Origin of the sequence: Bacillus gaemokensis, from assembly GCF_001590835.1 — a bacterium.
Lineage (GTDB): Bacteria > Bacillota > Bacilli > Bacillales > Bacillaceae_G > Bacillus_A > Bacillus_A gaemokensis.
In genome coordinates, this window is the sequence record NZ_LTAQ01000016.1 from 24,820 (window position 1) to 42,535 (window position 17,716).

Genomic DNA, 17,716 nt, shown 5'->3' on the forward strand with positions numbered 1-17,716 from the left:
GTAGGCCCCTTGATAGATGTAAATAACTTTGAATATATGAAGATTGGACTTGCTTCACCTGACAAGATTCGCTCTTGGTCATACGGTGAAGTAAAGAAACCAGAAACAATTAACTATCGTACGTTAAAGCCTGAAAAAGATGGCTTATTCTGCGAGCGTATTTTCGGACCACAAAAAGACTGGGAATGTCATTGTGGAAAGTATAAACGCGTACGTTATAAAGGTGTAGTTTGTGATCGATGTGGCGTTGAAGTAACACGTGCGAAAGTTCGTCGTGAACGTATGGGTCACATTGAATTAGCTGCTCCTGTGTCTCATATTTGGTATTTCAAAGGTATCCCAAGCCGCATGGGACTTGTCTTAGACATGTCCCCTCGCGCGCTTGAAGAAGTAATTTATTTCGCTTCCTATGTTGTAACAGAAAGTGGAGATACACCACTTGATAAGAAGCAATTACTTTCTGAAAAAGAATACCGTGCATATCGTGATCGATATGGCAATACATTCCAAGCCGCTATGGGTGCAGAAGCTATTAAGAAGCTATTACAAGACATCGATTTAGATAAAGAAGTAGATTTCTTAAAAGAAGAATTAAAAACAGCACAAGGACAACGTCGTACTCGTGCTATTAAACGTCTAGAAGTATTAGAAGCATTCCGTAACTCTGGAAATGCGCCATCTTGGATGATCTTAGAAGTTCTTCCGGTTATCCCGCCAGAACTACGTCCGATGGTACAGTTAGATGGTGGACGTTTTGCAACTTCTGACTTAAACGACTTATACCGTCGTGTGATTAACCGTAACAACCGTTTAAAACGTCTATTGGACTTAGGTGCACCAAGCATCATCGTTCAAAACGAAAAACGTATGTTACAAGAAGCTGTAGACGCATTAATCGACAATGGTCGCCGTGGCCGTCCAGTTACTGGACCAGGTAACCGTCCATTAAAATCACTATCTCACATGTTAAAAGGTAAACAAGGACGTTTCCGTCAAAACTTATTAGGTAAACGTGTTGACTACTCTGGTCGTTCTGTTATCGTTGTAGGACCGAACTTAAAGATGTATCAATGTGGATTACCGAAAGAAATGGCACTCGAACTGTTCAAACCTTTCGTTATGAAAGATTTAGTGGAAAAAGGTTTAGCGCACAACATTAAGAGTGCTAAACGAAAAATTGAGCGTGTACAACCTGAAGTTTGGGATGTTTTAGAATCTGTTATTAAAGAACATCCAGTACTTCTAAACCGTGCCCCAACGCTTCACCGTCTTGGTATTCAGGCGTTTGAACCTACACTAGTAGAAGGACGCGCAATTCGTCTTCATCCACTTGTATGTACTGCATATAACGCGGACTTTGACGGTGACCAAATGGCGGTTCACGTTCCGTTATCATCAGAAGCACAAGCAGAAGCTCGTCTTCTTATGTTAGCGGCACAAAACATCTTGAACCCGAAAGACGGAAAACCAGTTGTTACACCATCTCAGGATATGGTATTAGGTAACTATTACTTAACACTTGAGCGTGAAGGTGCAATTGGTGAAGGTATGGTGTTCAAAGATGCAGATGAGGCATTGCTTGCATATCAAAATGGATATGTACATCTGCATACTCGTGTTGCAGTTGCTGCGAATTCAGTAAACAACAACGAAACATTTACTGAAGAACAAAAAAGCAAGCTTCTATTAACAACAGTTGGTAAATTAATATTTAACGAAATCTTACCGAAGTCGTTCCCTTATATTAATGAACCGACAAATTCAAACCTTGAAAAAGAAACACCAGCGAAATATTTCGTTGAAAAAGGTGCGAATATCAAAGAAATTATTGCTAGTCGCGAAGAAGTGGCACCGTTTAGCAAGAAAATCCTTGGTAATATCATCGCGGAAGTATTTAAACGTTTCAAAATTACCGAGACGTCTCGCATGCTTGACCGTATGAAAAACCTAGGATTTAAATACTCTACTAAAGCTGGTATTACAGTTGGGGTAGCGGATATTCTTGTATTAGGTGAAAAAGATGAAATTCTCCATGAAGCACAAGCAAAAGTAGATAAAGTAATTAAACAATTCCGTCGCGGTTTAATCACGGAAGAAGAACGTTACGATCGCGTAATCTCTATTTGGAGTACTGCGAAAGATGTTATCCAAGGAAAGCTGATGAAATCCTTGAATAAGCGCAATCCGATCTTTATGATGAGTGACTCTGGTGCCCGTGGTAACGCATCGAACTTCACTCAGCTTGCTGGTATGCGTGGTTTGATGGCCAACCCATCTGGTCGTATCATTGAACTTCCGATCAAATCAAGTTTCCGTGAAGGTTTAACAGTACTTGAGTACTTCATCTCTACGCATGGTGCGCGTAAAGGTCTTGCCGATACAGCACTTAAGACTGCCGATTCTGGTTACTTAACACGTCGTCTTGTAGACGTTGCACAAGATGTTATCGTTCGTGAAGACGATTGTGGAACAGATCGTGGCTTACTAATCGGTGCGATTAAAGAGGGTAATGAAGTTATTGAGTCCTTATATGATCGTCTTGTAGGACGTTTTGCAAGAAAAACTGTAAAACATCCTGAAACAGGTGAAGTGTTAGTTCGTGAAAATGAATTAATTACTGAAGATATCGCTCATATCGTTGAAAACTCAGGTGTTGAAACAGTAAACATCCGTTCAGCGTTTACATGTAACACTCGCCATGGTGTATGTAAGAAATGTTACGGTCGTAACTTAGCTACTGGCACAGACGTAGAAGTAGGGGAAGCGGTAGGTATTATCGCAGCTCAATCTATCGGTGAGCCAGGTACACAGTTAACGATGCGTACGTTCCATACAGGTGGGGTTGCTGGAGATGATATCACACAAGGTTTACCTCGTATTCAGGAGATCTTCGAAGCTCGTAATCCGAAAGGTCAGGCAGTTATTAGTGAAATCGACGGTGTTATCGCAGCGGTTAACGATGTTAAAGATCGTCAAGAGGTAGTTGTACAGGGTGAAGTTGAAGCTCGTACGTACGCAATTCCTTACGGTGCTCGTCTGAAAGTAGCTCCAGGACAGCCGATTGGTCACGGAAAAGAGTTAACAGAAGGTTCTATTGATCCGAAGGAATTACTAAAAGTAACGGACATTACAGCAGTTCAAGAATACTTACTACGTGAAGTTCAAAAAGTATACCGTATGCAAGGGGTAGAAATTGGCGATAAACACGTAGAGGTAATGGTTCGCCAAATGCTTCGTAAAGTTCGTGTAATTGATGCGGGTGAAACTGATGTATTACCAGGAACGTTGCTAGATATCCATCAGTTTACTGATGCGAATGCAAAAGTGCTGCTAAAAGGCAAACAGCCAGCAACAGCAAGACCAGTTCTTCTTGGTATTACAAAAGCTTCGCTTGAAACGGATTCATTCCTATCTGCAGCGTCGTTCCAAGAAACAACTCGTGTTCTAACTGACGCGGCGATTAAAGGAAAACGTGATGAACTTCTAGGATTGAAAGAGAATGTTATTATCGGTAAACTTGTTCCTGCTGGAACTGGTATGAATCGTTATCGCAAAGTGGATCTTGTGAAAACAACACAAGATGACATGAACGTAGAAAACGATGAAATATACGTGGAACAGTAAAATTTTCCGTCGTAAATTTTGTATAAAAACAGATAATCCTAGTTGACATTGTATGAGTCAAAATGTTACTATAAGCAAGGTTGCTCCTGAACGATGCTTTGGAGGATATGTATATGTCTTATCAAAAAGTATCAAATGCTGAAAATGTAGTCGTTGGTCATAAACGCACATTGGAAGCAATCAAAAATGGTACAGTTAAAGAAGTTGTCATTGCAGAAGATACTGACATGCGGTTAACCCATGTTATCACTCGTGCTGCACTGCAACATAACGTGCCCATAACCAAAGTTGAATCAGTTCGTAAGCTTGGAAAGGCTTCGGGGATTCAAGTGGGAGCTTCAGCAATAGGAATAATAAGTTAAAACTGTTTTTGTGAGGAGAGAGCATTTGCTCTTCCTTGCAAAAACTTTGTTTTCAACTAATAATGAACCACCTGGATATGTGGTCATACAAACATGCGAAGGGAGGATAAATCAAATGCCTACTATTAACCAATTAGTGAGAAATGGTCGTACTGATAAAGTATGGAAATCTAAATCACCTGCGTTAAACAAAGGTTTCAACTCTTTAAAGAAAAAATCAACTGATATCTCTGCACCTCAAAAACGTGGTGTATGTACTCGTGTTGGTACAATGACTCCAAAGAAACCGAACTCAGCGTTACGTAAATACGCTCGTGTACGTTTAACAAACGGTATTGAGGTTACTGCTTACATCCCAGGTATCGGTCATAACCTACAAGAGCATAGCGTAGTATTAATTCGCGGTGGTCGTGTAAAGGATTTACCAGGAGTACGTTACCACATCGTTCGTGGTGCGCTTGATACAGCTGGTGTTGACAAACGTATGCAAGGACGTTCTAAATATGGTACTAAGAGACCAAAACCTGCTAAAAAATAATAAACTTAAAATGAAAGGAGGAACTCAATATGCCTCGTAAAGGACCTGTTGCGAAACGTGACGTGTTACCAGATCCAATGTACAATTCTAAACTTGTAACACGCCTAATCAACAAAATGATGGTTGACGGTAAAAAAGGTAAATCTCAAACAATTCTTTATAACGCGTTCGATATCGTTCGTGAACGTGCTGGTAAAGAACCAATGGAAGTATTCGAGCAAGCTCTTAAGAACATCATGCCTGTTCTTGAAGTTCGCGCTCGTCGTGTTGGTGGTGCTAACTACCAAGTTCCAGTTGAGGTTCGTCCAGAACGCCGTACAACTTTAGGTCTTCGCTGGTTAGTAAACTATGCTCGTCTTCGTGGTGAAAAAACTATGGAAGAGCGTCTAGCTTACGAAATCTTAGATGCAGCTAACAACGCTGGTGCATCTGTTAAGAAACGTGAAGACACTCATAAAATGGCAGAAGCTAACAAAGCATTTGCTCATTATCGTTGGTAGGATTCAACGTAAAATAAATGTAAGCATAAACCGCTTTATTTGTCGCTTATGGAAGTGTGGAGAGGGAGAATGCCTCTCCCTTTCATTGGGCGCTCATTTTACATAATGAGGGTACTGGACACACTGACATATGTAATAAAATAAAGTGGCTTTTTTGCTACTTAAAATAAAATAATCCAATCCATATATGGAAGGAGCAAGACACCAAATGGCAAGAGAGTTCTCTTTAGAAAACACTCGTAATATTGGTATCATGGCTCACATCGATGCTGGTAAAACAACAGCAACTGAGCGTATCCTGTACTATACAGGCCGTATCCACAAAATCGGTGAAACTCACGAAGGTGCATCTCAGATGGACTGGATGGAGCAAGAGCAAGAGCGTGGTATCACAATTACTTCTGCTGCAACTACAGCTCAATGGAAAGGTCACCGTGTAAACATCATTGACACTCCAGGACACGTAGACTTCACAGTAGAAGTAGAACGTTCTTTACGCGTACTTGATGGCGCAGTAGCAGTACTTGATGCACAATCTGGTGTAGAACCACAAACAGAAACTGTTTGGCGTCAGGCTACTACTTACGGCGTACCTCGTATCGTATTCGTTAACAAAATGGATAAAATTGGTGCAGACTTCTTATACTCTGTAGGTACAATCCACGATCGTTTACAAGCAAACGCACATCCAATTCAGTTACCAATCGGTGCTGAAGACGAGTTCAATGGTATTATTGACCTTGTTGAAGAGTGTGCTTACATGTACGGTAACGATTTAGGAACAGACATTCAACGTGTTGAAATTCCTGAAGAGCATAAAGAGCTAGCTGAAGAATACCGTGGAAAACTTATCGAAGCGGTAGCAGAGCTTGATGAAGAAATGATGATGAAGTACCTAGAAGGTGAAGAAATCACTGTAGAAGAGCTTAAAGCTGGTATCCGTAAGGCTACAACTTCTGTTGAATTCTTCCCAGTAATCTGTGGTTCTGCATTCAAAAACAAAGGTGTTCAAATTCTGTTAGATGCGGTTATTGACTACTTACCATCTCCACTAGATGTACCTGCTATTAAAGGTACTCTTCCGGATACAGATGAAGAAGTAGAACGTCATTCTAGCGATGAAGAGCCATTCGCAGCTCTAGCATTCAAAATCATGACTGACCCTTATGTTGGTAAATTAACGTTCTTCCGTGTGTATTCTGGTGTGTTAAACTCTGGATCTTACGTGAAAAACTCAACTAAAGGTAAGCGTGAGCGTGTAGGACGTATCCTACAAATGCACGCTAACAGCCGTGAAGAGATTTCAACAGTTTACGCTGGTGACATCGCTGCTGCTGTAGGTTTAAAAGATACTACTACTGGTGATACTCTTTGTGAAGAGAAGAACCTTGTTATCCTTGAATCTATGGAATTCCCAGAGCCAGTTATCTCTGTAGCTATCGAACCAAAATCTAAAGCTGACCAAGATAAAATGGGTACAGCATTATCTAAGCTTTCTGAAGAAGATCCAACATTCCGTGCTCACACTGACCAAGAAACTGGCCAAACAATCATCGCTGGTATGGGTGAACTTCACCTTGATATCATCGTTGACCGTATGCGCCGTGAATTCAAAGTAGAAGCAAACGTTGGTGCACCTCAGGTAGCATACCGTGAGACTTTCCGCGCTGCAGCGAAAGTTGAAGGTAAATTCGCACGTCAATCTGGTGGTCGTGGACAATTCGGTCACGTTTGGATTGAGTTTGAACCTAACGAAGAAGGTAAAGGATTCGAATTCGAAAACAAGATCGTCGGTGGTGTAGTTCCACGTGAATACATCCCAGCTGTTGGAGCAGGTCTTGAAGATGCACTTAAAAATGGTGTACTAGCTGGTTATCCACTAGTTGACATTAAAGCTGCATTAGTTGACGGATCTTACCATGATGTTGACTCCTCTGAGATGGCGTTCAAAATCGCTGCATCTATGGCGCTTAAAGCTGCGGTTTCTAAGTGTAGCCCAGTAATTCTTGAGCCAATGATGAAAGTTGAAGTTGTAATTCCTGAAGAGTACATGGGTGACATTATGGGTGACGTAACATCTCGTCGTGGACGTGTAGAAGGTATGGAAGCTCGCGGTAACGCACAAGTTGTTCGCGCTATGGTTCCACTTTCTGAAATGTTCGGTTATGCAACGTCATTACGTTCTAACACTCAAGGACGTGGAACATTCTCTATGGTATTTGACCATTATGAAGAAGTACCAAAGTCTGTTTCAGAAGAAATTATCAAAAAAAATAAAGGTGAATAATTGATTTTTATCGATTGTTCAAGTATAACTACTTATGTAAGCTTAGAAAGTGAGACTTAAGTTTCACTTTCTAGTCTAAATATAAAATAACCTATATAAACTAAGGAGGAATTTAGAATGGCTAAAGCTAAATTCGAACGTTCTAAACCCCATGTTAACATCGGTACAATCGGCCACGTTGACCATGGTAAAACTACATTAACTGCTGCGATCACTACAGTTCTTGCAAAAGCTGGTGGTGCTGAAGCACGCGGATACGACCAAATCGATGCTGCTCCAGAAGAAAGAGAGCGCGGTATCACAATCTCAACTGCACACGTTGAGTACGAAACTGAAACTCGTCACTATGCACACGTTGACTGCCCAGGTCACGCTGACTATGTTAAAAACATGATCACTGGTGCTGCTCAAATGGACGGCGGTATCTTAGTAGTATCTGCTGCTGATGGCCCAATGCCTCAAACACGTGAGCACATCCTTCTTTCTCGTCAAGTAGGTGTTCCTTACATCGTTGTATTCTTAAACAAATGCGACATGGTAGACGACGAAGAATTATTAGAATTAGTAGAAATGGAAGTTCGCGATCTATTATCTGAATATGGCTTCCCAGGCGATGATATCCCTGTAGTTAAAGGTTCTGCTCTTAAAGCTCTTCAAGGAGAAGCTGAGTGGGAAGAAAAAATCATCGAATTAATGACTGAAGTTGATTCTTATATCCCAACTCCAGAACGTGAAACTGACAAACCATTCTTAATGCCTATCGAGGATGTATTCTCTATCACAGGTCGTGGTACAGTTGCAACTGGTCGTGTAGAGCGTGGAATCGTTAAAGTTGGTGACGTAGTAGAAATCATCGGTCTTGCTGAAGAGAATGCTACTACAACTGTAACTGGTGTAGAAATGTTCCGTAAGCTTCTTGACCAAGCTCAAGCTGGAGACAACATCGGTGCTTTACTTCGTGGGGTTGCTCGTGAAGATATCCAACGTGGACAAGTTCTTGCGAAAAGCGGCTCTGTAAAAGCTCACGCTAAATTCAAAGCTGAAGTTTTCGTTTTATCTAAAGAAGAAGGTGGACGTCACACTCCATTCTTCGCTAACTACCGCCCACAATTCTACTTCCGTACAACTGACGTAACTGGTATCATCCAATTACCAGAAGGTACTGAAATGGTAATGCCTGGCGACAACATTGAAATGACTATCGAACTTATCGCTCCAATCGCAATCGAAGAGGGAACTAAGTTCTCTATCCGTGAGGGTGGACGTACTGTAGGTTACGGCGTAGTTGCTACAATCGTTGAGTAATCTTTAAATAGATTTAAAAAACTCAAGGGACTTTCCCTTGAGTTTTTTTGTTTATGAGAATTAGTATTTTCTAGTTTTAAACGAGTTTCTTCTATAATATAAAAACGACAAAAAACATCCATAAACTGTAAATCGAATTACGACGGATGAAAACTTGAAATTCTTTAAAGTGCCATGTATAATAGCAAAAGTAGAGAAAAGCAGATGCAAACAAAAAGATGCTTGCATCTAGACGAATAACATTGTATAATAGACAATGTTGGTCTTTGACTGCGATGAAGTGGAAGGTTGCTGACACACCCGGCCGCTTTGCCATGGCAAGGTGTGGGGAAATTTCCATGGAGAAGGTCTATTTTAGAAATAGGCGAACGAAGGAGGGAAAATAATGGCAAAAGAGAAAATTCGTATCCGTTTAAAAGCTTACGATCACCGTATTCTTGATCAGTCAGCTGAGAAAATTGTAGAAACAGCAAAACGTTCTGGGGCAACCGTTTCTGGTCCAATCCCATTACCAACGGAAAAAACTGTTTACACAATTCTTCGTGCTGTTCATAAGTACAAAGATTCTCGTGAGCAATTCGAAATGCGCACGCACAAACGTTTAATCGACATCGTGAGCCCTACTCCACAAACAGTAGACTCATTAATGCGTTTAGACTTACCATCTGGTGTAGATATCGAAATCAAATTATAATTTATATAACTTAAAAATGTAGGAGGTGTAACTCATGACCAAAGGAATCTTAGGAAGAAAGATCGGTATGACTCAAGTATTTGCTGAAAACGGTGAGTTAATCCCAGTAACAGTAATCGAATCAACTCCAAACGTTGTTCTTCAAAAGAAAACAACAGAAACTGATGGCTATAATGCAATTCAGTTAGGATTTGGCGATAAACGTGAAAAGTTAACTAACAAACCTGAACAAGGCCACGCTGCTAAAGCAACTACAACTCCTAAGCGCTTCATTCGCGAAATCCGCGATGCAGACGTGGACGGATTAGAGGTTGGTCAAGAGGTAAAAGTTGAAGTTTTCACTGCAGGTGAAATCGTTGACGTAACAGGAATTTCTAAAGGTAAAGGTTTCCAAGGTGTTATTAAACGCCACGGACAATCTCGCGGACCTATGTCTCATGGTTCTCGTTATCACCGTCGTCCTGGTTCAATGGGCCCAGTTGCTCCGAACCGTGTATTCAAAGGCAAAAAACTTGCTGGACGTATGGGTGGAGACCAAGTTACAATCCAAAACTTAGAAATCGTTCAAGTTGACGCTGAGCGCAACTTATTACTAGTAAAAGGTAACGTTCCAGGTGCTAAGAAATCTCTTGTAGTTGTTCAAGGCGCTGTGAAGGTTAGTAAATAATTCACAATAGGAAGGAGGAATTCCAATGCCAAAAGTTACTGTATATAACCAAACTGGTTCACAGGTTGGTGAAATCGAACTAGCTGAAGCTATTTTCGGTATCGAACCAAATGAAGCTGTACTTTTTGAAGCTGTAATGATGCAACGTGCGTCTTTACGTCAAGGTACACACAAAGTAAAAACTCGCTCTGAAGTGCGCGGTGGTGGTCGTAAACCATGGCGTCAAAAAGGAACTGGACGTGCTCGTCAAGGTTCTATCCGCTCTCCTCAATGGCGTGGTGGTGGTACGGTATTCGGACCTACACCAAGAAGCTATGCTTACAAACTTCCTAAGAAAGTTCGTCGCTTAGCTATTAAATCCGCATTAGCTACTAAAGTAGTTGAGAACAACATTGTAGTTCTTGAAGACCTAGTGTTAAATGCACCAAAAACAAAAGACATGGTAGCAGTTCTTAAAGGATTAACTGTTGAGAAGAAAGCTCTTATCGTAACTGCTGATGCAAACGAATCTGTAGAGTTATCTGCTCGCAATATCCCTGGAGTAACAGTAATCACTGCTGATGGCGTAAACGTTTTAGACGTGCTTCATCATGATAAGCTAATCATGACAAAAGCGGCAGTGGAAAAAGTAGAGGAGGTGCTTGCATAATGAGAGATCCTCGTGATATCATTAAGCGCCCAGTTATCACTGAACGTTCTATGGAAATGATGGCTGAAAAAAAATACACGTTCGATGTGGACGTTAAATCTAATAAAACAGAAGTTAAAGACGCTATAGAAGCGATCTTTGGTGTTAATGTAGAGAAAGTAAACATCATGAACTACAAGCCGAAAGCAAAACGCGTTGGTCGTCACGCTGGTTTTACTAACCGTCGTCGTAAAGCAATCGTTAAGCTAACTGCTGACAGCAAAGAAATCGAAATCTTCCAAGGTGTTTAATTCTTACTAAAGAAGGAGGGAAATTGAGATGGCAATTAAGAAGTATAAACCAACTACTAACGGTCGTCGTAACATGACAACGAATGATTTCGCTGAAATCACTACTGACAGACCGGAAAAATCTTTACTTGCGCCTTTAAGCAAAAAGGCTGGTCGTAATAACCAAGGTAAAATTACTGTACGTCACCAAGGTGGCGGACATAAGCGTCAATACCGTATCATCGACTTCAAACGTAACAAAGATGGAATTCCAGGACGCGTTGCTACGATCGAATACGATCCAAACCGCTCTGCGAATATCGCATTAATTAACTACGTTGACGGTGAAAAACGTTACATTCTTGCTCCTAAGACTTTAGAAGTAGGTATGGAAGTTATGTCTGGCCCAGAAGCTGACATTAAAATCGGTAACGCATTACCATTAATCAACATTCCAGTAGGTACTGTTGTTCACAATATCGAGCTTAAGCCTGGTCGTGGCGGACAATTAGTTCGTTCTGCTGGTACATCTGCTCAAGTACTTGGTAAAGAAGGTAAATACGTACTTGTACGTTTAACTTCTGGTGAAGTACGCCTAGTATTATCTGCTTGTCGCGCTACAATCGGTCAAGTAGGCAACGAACAACACGAACTTATCAAAATCGGTAAAGCAGGTCGCTCTCGCTGGTTAGGTAAGCGCCCAACAGTTCGTGGTTCTGTAATGAACCCGGTTGATCACCCACACGGTGGTGGTGAAGGTCGCTCTCCAATCGGACGTAAGTCTCCAATGTCTCCATGGGGTAAACCAACTCTTGGATTCAAGACTCGTAAGAAAAATAAAGCGTCTGATAAATTTATCGTTCGTCGTCGTAAAAAATAATGGGATTGTAGTACGGTTCACTTCTAGAACCGTACGCCAATCACGAAGGGAGGCACCAAAATGGCTCGTAGCTTAAAAAAAGGACCATTTGTCGATGATCACTTAATGAGCAAAATGGAAAAATTAGTTGCATCTGAGCAAAAACAAGTTGTTAAAACTTGGTCTCGCCGTTCAACAATCTTCCCTCAGTTCATCGGTCATACGATTGCTGTATATGATGGTCGTAAACACGTACCTGTGTACATCACTGAGGATATGGTTGGCCATAAGTTAGGTGAATTCGCACCAACTCGTACGTACAAAGGTCACCTTGCTGACGATAAGAAAACTAGAAGATAATGAGAGGAGGCACTTCAATGCAAGCTAAAGCAGTAGCGAGAACAGTTCGTATTGCTCCTCGTAAAGTTCGTTTAGTTGTAGACTTAATCCGAGGTAAGCAAGTGGGTGAAGCGATTGCTATCCTTAACCACACACCAAAAACTGCTTCTCCAGTTGTAGAAAAGGTTTTAAAATCTGCAATCGCAAATGCAGAACATAATTACGAAATGGACATTAACAACTTAGTTGTTGAAACAGTTTTCGTTGACGAAGGTCCAACGTTGAAACGTTTCCGTCCGCGTGCAATGGGTCGTGCAAGCCAAATTAACAAACGCACAAGCCACATTACAGTTGTGGTATCAGAAAAAAAGGAGGGATAATCGATGGGTCAGAAGGTTAATCCAATTGGTCTTCGTGTCGGTGTTATCCGTGATTGGGAATCTCGTTGGTTCGCTGAAAAAGATTACGCTACACTATTACATGAAGACATCAAAATCCGTGAATACATTACTGTACGCTTAAAAGATTCTGCTGTTGCTAAAGTAGAGATCGAACGTGCAGCAAATCGTGTAAATGTAACAATTCACACTGCAAAACCTGGTATGGTAATTGGTAAAGGTGGTACAGAAGTTGAAGCACTTCGTAAAGCTCTTAACCAATTAACAGGCAAGCGTGTACACATCAACATTTTAGAAGTTAAGAGAGCTGATCTTAACGCTAAATTAGTAGGCGAAAACATCGCTCGTCAATTAGAAAACCGTGTATCTTTCCGTCGTGCACAGAAGCAAGTAATTCAACGTGCTATGCGTGCAGGAGCTAAAGGTATTAAAACACAAGTTTCTGGTCGTCTTGGCGGAGCAGATATCGCTCGTGCAGAATCTTACAGTGAAGGAACTGTTCCACTTCATACACTTCGCGCTGATATTGACTATGCAGCAGTTGAAGCTGATACAACATACGGTAAATTAGGCGTAAAAGTATGGATCTACCGTGGAGAAGTCCTTCCTACAAAAAAGAAAGCTTCTGAGGAAGGAGGAAAATAATATGTTAATGCCTAAACGCGTAAAATATCGTAGAGAGCATCGTGGTAAAATGCGTGGTCGTGCAAAAGGTGGTACTGAAATTGCTTTCGGTGAATTCGGTCTACAAGCACAAGCTGCTTCATGGATTACAAACCGTCAAATCGAAGCTGCTCGTCGTGCAATGACTCGTTACATGAAACGTGGCGGTAAAGTATGGATTAAAATTTTCCCTTCTAAGCCTTACACTGCAAAACCTCTAGAAGTACGTATGGGTTCCGGTAAAGGGGCACCAGAAGGCTGGGTAGCAGTAGTAAAACCTGGGAAAATTATGTTCGAAATCGCGGGTGTATCTGAAGAGGTAGCACGCGAAGCATTACGTCTTGCAGCTCACAAATTACCAGTGAAATGTAAATTCGTAAAACGTGAAGAAAATGGTGGTGAATCTAATGAAAACTAATGATATTCGTGAATTAACCACTGCCGAAATCGAAACAAAAGTTAAAGCTTTAAAGGAAGAGTTGTTTAATCTTCGCTTCCAACTTGCTACAGGACAATTAGAGAACCCAACTCGCATTCGTGAAGTGCGTAAAGCGATCGCTCGTATGAAAACTGTAGTTCGTGAAAGAGAGATCGGAATTAATCGATAAATTGAGGGGAGGTTTGCAAAGTGAGCGAACGTAACCAACGCAAAGTTTATACTGGTCGTGTTGTGTCTGACAAAATGGACAAAACGATTACAGTTTTAGTTGAAACTTACAAAACTCATTCCTTGTACGGAAAACGCGTTAAGTATTCTAAGAAGTACAAAGCGCATGATGAGCAAAACCAAGCAAAAGTTGGCGATATCGTAAAAATCATGGAAACTCGCCCGCTTTCTGCTACTAAGCGTTTCCGTTTAGTTGAAATCGTTGAAGAAGCGGTTATTATCTAAATAGACGAATCGGAATTTTTAGTCCGAAGGGAGGTTTCATAACATGATCCAACAAGAATCTCGTTTGAAAGTTGCTGACAACTCTGGTGCACGTGAACTTTTAACAATTAAAGTATTAGGCGGCTCAGGTCGTAAATATGCTAACATTGGTGATATTATCGTTGCTACGGTAAAACAAGCAACACCAGGTGGCGTTGTTAAAAAAGGTGACGTTGTTAAAGCGGTAGTGGTACGTACGAAGAGCGGTGCTCGTCGTACAGACGGTTCTTACATTCGTTTTGATGAAAACGCAGCGGTTATCATTAAAGACGATAAGAGCCCACGTGGTACTCGTATCTTCGGACCAGTAGCTCGTGAATTACGTGATAGCAATTTCATGAAGATCGTTTCTTTAGCTCCAGAAGTTCTATAATTTAAGGTATTGCCTTGCTAAGGAGGTGCAGAATTAAGATGCATGTAAAAAAAGGTGATAAAGTACAGGTAATCACTGGTAAAGACAAAGGAAAACAAGGCGTTATCCTTGCTGCTTTTCCAAAAGAAAGCCGTGTTATCGTTGAGGGTGTTAACATCGTTAAGAAGCACTCTAAGCCATCTCAATTAAATCCACAAGGTGGAATTATTACGAAAGAAGCACCTATCCACGTATCTAATGTTATGGCATTAGATCCGAAGACTGGTGAACCTACTCGCGTAGGCTTCAAAGTAGAAGATGGTAAAAAAGTTCGTATTGCAAAAAAATCTGGTGAATTATTAGATAAATAATTTTCTTAAGAAAGGAGGTCACTTCATTGAATCGCCTTAAAGAGAAGTTCCAAAAGGAAATTACTCCTGCTCTAGTGAGCAAGTTTAACTATAAATCTGTAATGGAAGTACCGAAAATCGAAAAGATTGTAATCAACACTGGTGTTGGTGACGCGGTATCTAACTCAAAAGCTTTAGACAATGCAGTAGAAGAATTAACACAAATCGCAGGTCAAAAACCTGTTGTAACTCGCGCTAAAAAATCCATCGCTGGTTTCCGTCTTCGTGAAGGTATGCCAATCGGTGCGAAAGTTACTTTACGCGGTGAGCAAATGTATGAATTCTTCGACAAATTAGTATCAGTTTCTTTACCACGTGTACGTGATTTCCGTGGTGTTTCTAAGAAATCATTCGACGGTCGTGGTAACTACACATTAGGTGTTAAAGAGCAACTAATTTTCCCTGAGATTGATTATGATAAAGTAAGCAAAGTCCGCGGTATGGACATCGTAATCGTTACAACAGCGAAAACTGATGAAGAAGCTCGTGAACTTTTAACACAATTCGGTATGCCATTCCAAAAATAATGGAAGCCAACGCTAAGTAGAGGAGGCGAAAACGTGGCTAAAAAATCTATGATCGCGAAACAAAAGCGTACTCCTAAGTTTAAAGTACAAGAGTATACACGTTGCGAACGCTGCGGTCGTCCGCATTCTGTATACCGCAAATTTAAACTTTGCCGTATTTGTTTCCGTGAACTTGCATATAAAGGTCAAATTCCTGGTGTTAAAAAAGCTAGTTGGTAAAACCCACAAATGGGAAGGAGGTAAAACACATGGTGATGACAGATCCAATTGCAGATATGCTTACTCGCATCCGTAATGCGAACATGGTACGTCATGAGAAATTAGAGGTTCCTGCTTCTAAAATCAAAAAAGAAATTGCTGAACTTTTAAAACGTGAAGGTTTCATTCGTGATGTAGAATACATCGAGGATAACAAACAAGGTATCCTTCGTATTTTCCTGAAATATGGTGCAAACAACGAACGTGTAATCACTGGATTAAAACGTATCAGTAAGCCTGGCTTACGCGTTTACGCAAAAGCTGATGAAGTACCACGTGTACTTAACGGATTAGGTATCGCTCTTGTTTCTACATCTAAGGGAGTAATGACAGACAAAGATGCTCGTCAATTACAAACTGGTGGAGAAGTAGTAGCATACGTTTGGTAATTAATATTTAAACGAACGGAGGTGTGACCACATGTCTCGTATTGGTAAAAAGATTCTTGAAATCCCTGCAGGTGTTACTGTTACTGTAGCAGAAAATAATACTGTAACTGTAAAAGGTCCTAAAGGTGAATTAACTCGTACTTTCAATGCTGATATGTCTATCAAAATTGAAGAAAACATCCTAACAGTAGAGCGTCCATCTGAACAGAAGGAACACCGTGCATTACACGGTACAACTCGTGCTTTATTAGGTAACATGGTTGAAGGTGTAACTACAGGTTTCGCACGCGGACTTGAATTAGTCGGTGTTGGTTACCGTGCTCAAAAACAAGGTAACAAACTTGTATTAAGCGTAGGTTATTCTCATCCAGTAGAAATGACTCCGGAAGCAGGCCTTGAAGTTGAAGTACCTGCTCCAACTAAGATCGTAATTAAAGGTATCGATAAGCAACGTGTTGGCGAATTCGCTGCTAACATCCGCGCTGTACGTGCTCCAGAGCCATATAAAGGCAAAGGTATTCGTTACGAAGGCGAAGTTGTTCGTCGTAAAGAAGGTAAAACTGCTAAGTAAACCCGTTAGGTGAAAGAAAGGAGTGACAAGAATGATCACTAAAGCTGATAAAAATGCGACTCGTAAGAAAAGACATGCACGTGTACGTGCTAAACTTACTGGTACTGCAGAACGTCCACGTTTAAACGTATTCCGTTCTAACCAACATATTTACGCTCAAGTTATTGATGATGTAAATGGTGTAACATTAGTAAGTGCATCTACTCTTGATAAAGACCTTGCTCTTAACGGTACTAGTAACGTTGAAGCTGCTACGAAAGTTGGCGAATCAGTTGCTAAGCGTGCTGTAGAGAAAGGCGTTAAAGAAGTAGTATTTGATCGCGGTGGTTACTTATACCATGGCCGTGTTAAAGCTCTAGCTGAAGCTGCTCGTGAGGCTGGATTACAATTTTAATGGTCAAAGGAGGGAAAATTGATGCGTCGCATTGACCCAAGTAAATTAGAACTTGAAGAACGTGTAGTTACGATAAACCGTGTTGCGAAGGTTGTTAAGGGTGGTCGTCGTTTCCGCTTTGCTGCACTTGTTGTAGTTGGCGATAAAAACGGTCATGTTGGATTCGGTACTGGTAAAGCGCAAGAGGTACCAGATGCAATCCGCAAAGCTATCGAAGATGCTAAGAAAAACTTAATCGAAGTACCATTAGTTGGTACAACAATTCCACACACAATCAACGGTCACTTTGGAGCTGGTGAAGTATTCTTAAAGCCTGCTGCTGAAGGTACTGGAGTTATTGCTGGTGGACCAGTTCGTGCGGTACTTGAATTAGCTGGTGTACAAGATATTCTTTCGAAATCTCTTGGTTCTAACACACCAATTAACATGATTCGCGCTACTGTGAACGGATTAAGCGAACTTAAGCGTGCTGAAGATGTTGCAAAATTACGCGGTAAATCTGTAGAAGAGCTACTAGGTTAAGAAGGAGGGAAAACAAATGGCGAAAAAGTTAGAAATTACCCTCACTCGTAGTGTAATTGGTCGTCCACAAGATCAACGTGCGACGGTAGAAGCTTTAGGTCTTAAAAAGTTGAATTCAACTGTAGTTAAGGAAGAAACTCCTGCTATTCTTGGTATGATCAACAAAGTTTCTCACCTTGTAACTGTAAAAGAAGCTTAAGGATAACTC

At 41.0% G+C, this 17,716-nt stretch carries 26 protein-coding genes; all 26 read left to right on the plus strand.

The window, feature by feature from the left end; genetic code table 11:
* Positions 1 to 9: 9 nt before the first annotated feature.
* Positions 10 to 3,624: a DNA-directed RNA polymerase subunit beta' gene (gene rpoC / locus AZF08_RS15395; protein WP_033677186.1), complete on the plus strand. Its 3,615-nt coding sequence runs from the start codon at positions 10 to 12 to the stop codon at positions 3,622 to 3,624.
* 113 nt (positions 3,625 to 3,737) lie between these two features.
* Positions 3,738 to 3,986: a ribosomal L7Ae/L30e/S12e/Gadd45 family protein gene (locus tag AZF08_RS15400; protein ID WP_033677183.1), complete on the plus strand. Its 249-nt coding sequence runs from the start codon at positions 3,738 to 3,740 to the stop codon at positions 3,984 to 3,986.
* Positions 3,987 to 4,101: 115 nt separating this feature from the next.
* Entirely contained in the window at positions 4,102 to 4,524 is a 423-nt protein-coding gene (gene rpsL, locus AZF08_RS15405) for a 30S ribosomal protein S12 (RefSeq protein ID WP_001142341.1), read from the plus strand.
* 29 nt (positions 4,525 to 4,553) lie between these two features.
* Positions 4,554 to 5,024, plus strand: a complete 471-nt coding sequence (gene rpsG, locus AZF08_RS15410; RefSeq protein ID WP_003194344.1) for a 30S ribosomal protein S7 — start codon at positions 4,554 to 4,556, stop codon at positions 5,022 to 5,024.
* A 208-nt stretch (positions 5,025 to 5,232) separates the two neighbouring features.
* On the plus strand, positions 5,233 to 7,311 hold the full coding sequence (gene fusA / locus AZF08_RS15415; protein ID WP_033677182.1) for an elongation factor G: 2,079 nt from the start codon (positions 5,233 to 5,235) through the stop codon (positions 7,309 to 7,311).
* A gap of 117 nt (positions 7,312 to 7,428) precedes the next feature.
* Complete coding sequence (tuf, locus tag AZF08_RS15420) at positions 7,429 to 8,616, plus strand: elongation factor Tu (protein ID WP_033677180.1); 1,188 nt, start codon at positions 7,429 to 7,431, stop codon at positions 8,614 to 8,616.
* A 385-nt stretch (positions 8,617 to 9,001) separates the two neighbouring features.
* Positions 9,002 to 9,310 carry a 30S ribosomal protein S10 gene (gene rpsJ, locus AZF08_RS15425; RefSeq protein WP_001040596.1) on the plus strand — a complete coding sequence of 103 codons (309 nt, stop codon included), beginning with the start codon at positions 9,002 to 9,004 and terminating at the stop codon, positions 9,308 to 9,310.
* Positions 9,311 to 9,344: 34 nt separating this feature from the next.
* Positions 9,345 to 9,977: a 50S ribosomal protein L3 gene (gene rplC / locus AZF08_RS15430; protein ID WP_033677178.1), complete on the plus strand. Its 633-nt coding sequence runs from the start codon at positions 9,345 to 9,347 to the stop codon at positions 9,975 to 9,977.
* 25 nt (positions 9,978 to 10,002) lie between these two features.
* Entirely contained in the window at positions 10,003 to 10,626 is a 624-nt protein-coding gene (rplD, locus tag AZF08_RS15435) for a 50S ribosomal protein L4 (RefSeq protein ID WP_001127261.1), read from the plus strand.
* Positions 10,626 to 10,916, plus strand: coding sequence for a 50S ribosomal protein L23 (gene rplW / locus AZF08_RS15440; RefSeq protein WP_033677177.1), 291 nt, complete (start codon positions 10,626 to 10,628; stop codon positions 10,914 to 10,916). Before rplD ends, rplW begins: the two co-directional genes overlap by 1 nt.
* Before the next feature lie 28 nt (positions 10,917 to 10,944).
* A complete protein-coding gene (rplB, locus tag AZF08_RS15445; protein ID WP_033677175.1) occupies positions 10,945 to 11,775 on the plus strand; it encodes a 50S ribosomal protein L2 in 831 nt (276 codons plus the stop codon).
* Between the two features lie 60 nt (positions 11,776 to 11,835).
* Positions 11,836 to 12,114 carry a 30S ribosomal protein S19 gene (rpsS, locus tag AZF08_RS15450; protein ID WP_000124454.1) on the plus strand — a complete coding sequence of 93 codons (279 nt, stop codon included), beginning with the start codon at positions 11,836 to 11,838 and terminating at the stop codon, positions 12,112 to 12,114.
* A 17-nt stretch (positions 12,115 to 12,131) separates the two neighbouring features.
* Positions 12,132 to 12,473 carry a 50S ribosomal protein L22 gene (gene rplV, locus AZF08_RS15455; RefSeq protein ID WP_003194358.1) on the plus strand — a complete coding sequence of 114 codons (342 nt, stop codon included), beginning with the start codon at positions 12,132 to 12,134 and terminating at the stop codon, positions 12,471 to 12,473.
* Positions 12,474 to 12,476: 3 nt separating this feature from the next.
* Positions 12,477 to 13,136: a 30S ribosomal protein S3 gene (rpsC, locus tag AZF08_RS15460; protein ID WP_000529958.1), complete on the plus strand. Its 660-nt coding sequence runs from the start codon at positions 12,477 to 12,479 to the stop codon at positions 13,134 to 13,136.
* 1 nt (position 13,137) lies between these two features.
* On the plus strand, positions 13,138 to 13,572 hold the full coding sequence (gene rplP / locus AZF08_RS15465; RefSeq protein WP_000928969.1) for a 50S ribosomal protein L16: 435 nt from the start codon (positions 13,138 to 13,140) through the stop codon (positions 13,570 to 13,572).
* The gene (gene rpmC, locus AZF08_RS15470) at positions 13,562 to 13,762 is read left to right on the plus strand and encodes a 50S ribosomal protein L29 (RefSeq protein ID WP_000855718.1); all 201 of its coding nucleotides are present in this window, start codon (positions 13,562 to 13,564) and stop codon (positions 13,760 to 13,762) included. The genes rplP and rpmC overlap by 11 nt, the downstream gene beginning before the upstream one ends.
* 20 nt (positions 13,763 to 13,782) lie before the next feature.
* Complete coding sequence (rpsQ, locus tag AZF08_RS15475; protein WP_011983253.1) at positions 13,783 to 14,046, plus strand: 30S ribosomal protein S17; 264 nt, start codon at positions 13,783 to 13,785, stop codon at positions 14,044 to 14,046.
* 43 nt (positions 14,047 to 14,089) lie between these two features.
* A complete protein-coding gene (rplN, locus tag AZF08_RS15480) occupies positions 14,090 to 14,458 on the plus strand; it encodes a 50S ribosomal protein L14 (protein ID WP_033677171.1) in 369 nt (122 codons plus the stop codon).
* Between the two features lie 38 nt (positions 14,459 to 14,496).
* On the plus strand, positions 14,497 to 14,808 hold the full coding sequence (gene rplX, locus AZF08_RS15485; RefSeq protein WP_033677169.1) for a 50S ribosomal protein L24: 312 nt from the start codon (positions 14,497 to 14,499) through the stop codon (positions 14,806 to 14,808).
* A gap of 26 nt (positions 14,809 to 14,834) precedes the next feature.
* Complete coding sequence (gene rplE / locus AZF08_RS15490; RefSeq protein ID WP_001080829.1) at positions 14,835 to 15,374, plus strand: 50S ribosomal protein L5; 540 nt, start codon at positions 14,835 to 14,837, stop codon at positions 15,372 to 15,374.
* A 33-nt stretch (positions 15,375 to 15,407) separates the two neighbouring features.
* Positions 15,408 to 15,593, plus strand: a complete 186-nt coding sequence (rpsN, locus tag AZF08_RS15495; protein WP_001085700.1) for a 30S ribosomal protein S14 — start codon at positions 15,408 to 15,410, stop codon at positions 15,591 to 15,593.
* Between the two features lie 29 nt (positions 15,594 to 15,622).
* The gene (rpsH, locus tag AZF08_RS15500) at positions 15,623 to 16,021 is read left to right on the plus strand and encodes a 30S ribosomal protein S8 (RefSeq protein WP_000245511.1); all 399 of its coding nucleotides are present in this window, start codon (positions 15,623 to 15,625) and stop codon (positions 16,019 to 16,021) included.
* Positions 16,022 to 16,052: 31 nt separating this feature from the next.
* On the plus strand, positions 16,053 to 16,592 hold the full coding sequence (gene rplF, locus AZF08_RS15505; protein WP_033677168.1) for a 50S ribosomal protein L6: 540 nt from the start codon (positions 16,053 to 16,055) through the stop codon (positions 16,590 to 16,592).
* Positions 16,593 to 16,623: 31 nt separating this feature from the next.
* Positions 16,624 to 16,986 carry a 50S ribosomal protein L18 gene (gene rplR / locus AZF08_RS15510; RefSeq protein ID WP_033677166.1) on the plus strand — a complete coding sequence of 121 codons (363 nt, stop codon included), beginning with the start codon at positions 16,624 to 16,626 and terminating at the stop codon, positions 16,984 to 16,986.
* A 21-nt stretch (positions 16,987 to 17,007) separates the two neighbouring features.
* The gene (gene rpsE, locus AZF08_RS15515; protein ID WP_033677164.1) at positions 17,008 to 17,508 is read left to right on the plus strand and encodes a 30S ribosomal protein S5; all 501 of its coding nucleotides are present in this window, start codon (positions 17,008 to 17,010) and stop codon (positions 17,506 to 17,508) included.
* Between the two features lie 16 nt (positions 17,509 to 17,524).
* Positions 17,525 to 17,707: a 50S ribosomal protein L30 gene (rpmD, locus tag AZF08_RS15520; protein WP_001085234.1), complete on the plus strand. Its 183-nt coding sequence runs from the start codon at positions 17,525 to 17,527 to the stop codon at positions 17,705 to 17,707.
* Positions 17,708 to 17,716 lie beyond the last annotated feature (9 nt).

Excerpts from the sequence above, each read along its gene's own strand:
- AZF08_RS15400 (WP_033677183.1), top strand. The coding sequence starts at position 3,738 with ATGTCTTATCAAAAAGTATCAAATGCTGAAAATGTAGTCGTTGGTCAT.
- rpsL (WP_001142341.1), top strand. The coding sequence starts at position 4,102 with ATGCCTACTATTAACCAATTAGTGAGAAATGGTCGTACTGATAAAGTA.
- rpsG (WP_003194344.1), top strand. The coding sequence starts at position 4,554 with ATGCCTCGTAAAGGACCTGTTGCGAAACGTGACGTGTTACCAGATCCA.
- fusA (WP_033677182.1), top strand. The coding sequence starts at position 5,233 with ATGGCAAGAGAGTTCTCTTTAGAAAACACTCGTAATATTGGTATCATG.
- tuf (WP_033677180.1), top strand. The coding sequence starts at position 7,429 with ATGGCTAAAGCTAAATTCGAACGTTCTAAACCCCATGTTAACATCGGT.
- rpsJ (WP_001040596.1), top strand. The coding sequence starts at position 9,002 with ATGGCAAAAGAGAAAATTCGTATCCGTTTAAAAGCTTACGATCACCGT.
- rplC (WP_033677178.1), top strand. The coding sequence starts at position 9,345 with ATGACCAAAGGAATCTTAGGAAGAAAGATCGGTATGACTCAAGTATTT.
- rplD (WP_001127261.1), top strand. The coding sequence starts at position 10,003 with ATGCCAAAAGTTACTGTATATAACCAAACTGGTTCACAGGTTGGTGAA.
- rplW (WP_033677177.1), top strand. The coding sequence starts at position 10,626 with ATGAGAGATCCTCGTGATATCATTAAGCGCCCAGTTATCACTGAACGT.
- rplB (WP_033677175.1), top strand. The coding sequence starts at position 10,945 with ATGGCAATTAAGAAGTATAAACCAACTACTAACGGTCGTCGTAACATG.
- rpsS (WP_000124454.1), top strand. The coding sequence starts at position 11,836 with ATGGCTCGTAGCTTAAAAAAAGGACCATTTGTCGATGATCACTTAATG.
- rplV (WP_003194358.1), top strand. The coding sequence starts at position 12,132 with ATGCAAGCTAAAGCAGTAGCGAGAACAGTTCGTATTGCTCCTCGTAAA.
- rpsC (WP_000529958.1), top strand. The coding sequence starts at position 12,477 with ATGGGTCAGAAGGTTAATCCAATTGGTCTTCGTGTCGGTGTTATCCGT.
- rplP (WP_000928969.1), top strand. The coding sequence starts at position 13,138 with ATGTTAATGCCTAAACGCGTAAAATATCGTAGAGAGCATCGTGGTAAA.
- rpmC (WP_000855718.1), top strand. The coding sequence starts at position 13,562 with ATGAAAACTAATGATATTCGTGAATTAACCACTGCCGAAATCGAAACA.
- rplN (WP_033677171.1), top strand. The coding sequence starts at position 14,090 with ATGATCCAACAAGAATCTCGTTTGAAAGTTGCTGACAACTCTGGTGCA.
- rplX (WP_033677169.1), top strand. The coding sequence starts at position 14,497 with ATGCATGTAAAAAAAGGTGATAAAGTACAGGTAATCACTGGTAAAGAC.
- rpsH (WP_000245511.1), top strand. The coding sequence starts at position 15,623 with ATGGTGATGACAGATCCAATTGCAGATATGCTTACTCGCATCCGTAAT.
- rplF (WP_033677168.1), top strand. The coding sequence starts at position 16,053 with ATGTCTCGTATTGGTAAAAAGATTCTTGAAATCCCTGCAGGTGTTACT.
- rplR (WP_033677166.1), top strand. The coding sequence starts at position 16,624 with ATGATCACTAAAGCTGATAAAAATGCGACTCGTAAGAAAAGACATGCA.
- rpsE (WP_033677164.1), top strand. The coding sequence starts at position 17,008 with ATGCGTCGCATTGACCCAAGTAAATTAGAACTTGAAGAACGTGTAGTT.
- rpmD (WP_001085234.1), top strand. The coding sequence starts at position 17,525 with ATGGCGAAAAAGTTAGAAATTACCCTCACTCGTAGTGTAATTGGTCGT.